Origin of the sequence: Desulfonatronospira sp. (genome assembly GCA_003563255.1) — a bacterium.
In the GTDB taxonomy this organism is placed as follows: domain Bacteria; phylum Desulfobacterota; class Desulfovibrionia; order Desulfovibrionales; family Desulfonatronovibrionaceae; genus Desulfonatronospira.
Genome location: PWSL01000238.1, coordinates 1 through 2,708, shown reverse-complemented (window position 1 = coordinate 2,708; position 2,708 = coordinate 1). Strand labels below are relative to the sequence as shown.

2 protein-coding genes are annotated in these 2,708 nt (G+C 53.8%); both read left to right on the top strand.

Going from position 1 to position 2,708, the window contains the following annotated elements; translation table 11 throughout:
* The coding region (locus QZP87_RS06950; protein WP_291322194.1) for a putative sulfate exporter family transporter at positions 1–1,712 on the top strand (1,712 nt) is incomplete at its 5' end.
* 21 nt (positions 1,713–1,733) lie between these two features.
* A complete protein-coding gene (locus QZP87_RS06945; RefSeq protein WP_291322193.1) occupies positions 1,734–2,006 on the top strand; it encodes a hypothetical protein in 273 nt (90 codons plus the stop codon).
* The last annotated feature ends 702 nt before the right edge of the window (positions 2,007–2,708 follow it).

Genomic DNA, 2,708 nt, shown 5'->3' with positions numbered 1-2,708 from the left:
GGAAAAAGGAAGACTGGATGGTCTGCTGGATCGGGGGTTTTTTGCTTCTCCTGGGCCTGATCCTGGCCTGGGGATTCAGCAAGCCTCCCGAGATGAGAGAGATCATTGAGACCAATCGGGCGATCATTGCCCAGGAACAGGAGCGGGCCCCATTCAGGACCATTGAGAAAGTTGAGGCCCAGAACAAACTGGAAGGTCTGCGGGCCAGAGGACACGGCGTACTGTCCTCCCTGCAGCCGTATTTCAGACGTCCGGCCGGCTGGGAGAGCAATCCCATAGACTCTTTTTACCGCAGCGAAGAAGAAGCCGCCCGGATGAGGGAGGAAGCCCAGCCAAGATATGAGGAGGCCCAGGAAAAAACAAAAGAAGCCAGGGCCGAAGCTGAGATAGTCCAGGCCAGGGCCGCGGAGGCCGATTTTGAGGACAGGGCCCTGAACCGGGAAGCTGAAGAGGCCATAGCTGAGTGGGTCAGCGCCAGGAGCGCTGAAAGCAGGGCCAGGTCAGCAGCCACGACCCAGGCCTTCAACCTGTTTCCCACCCTGCTGGCATTATTGATCGCAGTCGGACTTCTTATGGCCGCCGGCACCAGCATCATGGGCCGCAGCGCAGGAGCCTTCCTGGTCGGCTGGCCGGTGGTTTTTATTATCGCCACCGTGGGATTCATGATCGGCAGCCATTCCATAGCCAGGGAATACGGGCTTGGTTATCCCCTGTGGTGCATTCTAATCGGACTGCTCATAAGCAACACCATGGGCGTGCCCAGATTTATCAAACCGGCAGTCCAGACCGAGTACTTTATCAAGACCGGTCTGGTCCTCTTGGGAGGAAGCATCCTGTTCGGGCTTATTCTCATGATCGGTGCTCCGGGAATTGTAGTGGCCTGGGTGGTCACCCCGTCGGTATTGATCATCGGATACTGGGTGGGCAACAAATACATCAAGGTTCCTTCCAAGCCGCTCAATATGTGCATTTGTGCTGCAGCCAGCGTGTGCGGTGTATCAGCAGCCATTGCCGCCGCTGCAGCTTCCAAGGCCAAGGGCGAAGAATTGACCATCGCCGTGGGCATGTCCCTGGTATTCACCGCCATATTCATGTTTCTCATGCCGGCCTTTGTCCTTGCTGTAGGCATGAACCCCGTACTTGGAGGGGCATGGATCGGAGGAACAGTGGATTCCACCGGAGCAGTAGTGGCCGCAGGCGAGCTTCTTGGTCCCGGGGCCATGTACACGGCAGCTACCCTGAAGATGATCCAGAATGTCTTGATCGGTGTCCTGGGCTTCGGCATAGCCGCATACTGGACCATCAAGGTGGAGCGGGAAGGCAGCACTGAAGTGCTCAGCTTCTCCAAAGCCATACACGAAATCTGGACCCGTTTTCCCAAGTTCATCATCGGCTTTGCCGTGGCTTCCATTGCTTTCACCATTATCTACGAAGCCATGGGAAGGCACATGGGAGACGTCATAATCGACGAGGGCGCTTTGCGCGGCTTTGCCAACCCCTTGAGAGTATGGTTTTTTGCCCTGGCCTTTACCAGCATCGGACTGGCCTCCAACTTTCGCGAACTGGCCCAGTACTTTGCCGGCGGAAAGATCGTAATCCATTACATCTTCACCCAGGGTTTCAACGTCATCCTGACCCTCATCATTGCCTGGATCATGTTCATGCTGGTCTTCCCGGGCATCACTGAACACCTCATGGAAATCCGCTACTAAGGAAAACAGAGGTGAACTGGAGTGAAAAAAGACAAACTCCTGCAACAAACAACCAACCCGGCCGGAGCCTCCGGCCCGGCCGGGAGGAAAAAAAAGCTGATCAGGATCCTGGGGGTTGCTATAATTACGGCATTCTTCGGCCTGGGGCTGGTGCATATGCACAGTCTCCCCCTGGTCCAGGAGGTCAAGGAATCCTTCAGACAAAGTGGAAGAAACCTTAGCGCCTATACTTACACCGACGTGGAAGATTTTCCATATCTCAAGTCAAGGCCAGGCCCAGATCACACGAAATAACCATTCACTGCATTATTATTCGGTGCAAAGGCGCAGGGGGAAAAAGAACCTTGCGCCCTGCACCCATGGCCAAGCCCGGGATGCCTTTCCCTGCTTTTTCGCTGTATCCAAGACAGATATAAAGACATGTCCATGTCTGCTCTTCAGTCCAGACCTGGAAATGGTGCGCAGCACCAAGACCGCTGAGAAATTTACCAGGTCCTGCCGGCCTACTTCGCCTTAGTCAACCAGTGCAGTACCATCATGAACAGCACGGCAAAAACAAGACATAATAAGGAAAGGAAAGATCCGAGAAACATTATTCTCTGATCCGAGGCCTTCTTGGTACATCGCAAGCGATGACTGCACACAGGACAGGCGAATTCCCGTGTCTTGACCAGGACATTGCATTTGGGACACCTCTTGGGGACCGTGATTTTCCATCGTTTCCTCCCGGAATCCGGGGCAATGCCCTGATGATAGACTTTAGGCTTCATGCCCTTCCCTTCTCTCCAGGATTCTTGCTGCTTCCGCAAATATGCCGGAAAAAAATGACCATTCAATCAGGTTTCAGCTGAAAGAAGCGAAAAATAACTAACGCGGGCTTTGCCCGCAACCCAGATAAGAAAAGAGTTTTTGGCCCACAGATCACACAGATGTACACAGATAAGAGAGGTTTTTTATGTGCATACCAGGAATGAAGAACCTGGTATGCACATGGTC